This is a genomic window from Palleronia abyssalis, assembly GCF_900302445.1.
Classification (GTDB): domain Bacteria; phylum Pseudomonadota; class Alphaproteobacteria; order Rhodobacterales; family Rhodobacteraceae; genus Palleronia; species Palleronia abyssalis.
Window position 1 is genome coordinate 1 of sequence record NZ_ONZF01000046.1, and the last position, 786, is coordinate 786.

At 64.4% G+C, this 786-nt stretch carries 1 protein-coding gene and 1 pseudogene; one reads left to right on the plus strand and one right to left on the minus strand.

Annotated features, from left to right (window positions below):
- Positions 1–81 precede the first annotated feature (81 nt).
- A pseudogene (locus tag PAA8504_RS22940) lies at positions 82–437 on the minus strand (DUF6880 family protein).
- Positions 438–513: 76 nt separating this feature from the next.
- Here PAA8504_RS22940 and PAA8504_RS22725 point away from each other — a divergent pair.
- On the plus strand, positions 514–639 hold the full coding sequence (locus PAA8504_RS22725; protein WP_281259975.1) for a hypothetical protein: 126 nt from the start codon (positions 514–516) through the stop codon (positions 637–639).
- Positions 640–786 lie beyond the last annotated feature (147 nt).

Genomic DNA, 786 nt, shown 5'->3' on the forward strand with positions numbered 1-786 from the left:
CAGCACCCGAGGTGGTGCAGTGGCCGGCTCCGCAATCCGGAGCCGCTTCGCCGGCCACTCCGGCCGTAGCGCCGAGTCCCGTCATGCACTAAGACTGAAACCGGACCTCCCGATTGGGGCAGGCCACTCGGCGGCATAGCGATACCGTTTCGCCCGCGATCGGGTGAGCGTGAAGTCGATCATCGCGCGGAGAACCAGAGTCGCGGCCAGCGGATGACGCTCTGACAGGGCCTCTGCCGCTGGGGCGAGATACTCGTAGTGATCCCCGTCGATCTCCTCGTGCCGGCCTCCAGGAGGTCTGCAGCGCGATCCAGCGCCGGCCAGTCGAGGAAGAACTGCAGGGCGTGAAGAAGGCTCGGATAGGCCCTGGCGTGCGCCATCGCCCGCTCTTCGGCCTCGATGTCGTCGAAGTCGGGCAGCCGCTTGAGATACGCCAGTCGCTACCGCTGCACGCGACTCGCGCTCGTTTACCCGGCCTCGAGGGACTGCCCACCAGGAAGGATCACCGAGTTCGTGCTCATGACCGAAGAGCGGCCGGTACTGGATGTCGTCGCGGTCGATGTTCGAGAGCTCGCGTTCGGCAACGGGATCCCGGCCGGTATGGATGGGATTATCCTGATCGAGCGGCACTGGAAGTAACGCTCATCGCAGGCACCGATTTACGCAGCGATGTGAAGGACTTCGGCCCCTCTTGCTTCCCCAGTGCTTCCACGTGTGGTGGAAACGCAAACGTCGCCCCGGGGGCGGCTCATAGGCGTTTAATAACGCGAACAGGATTTGGTTGCG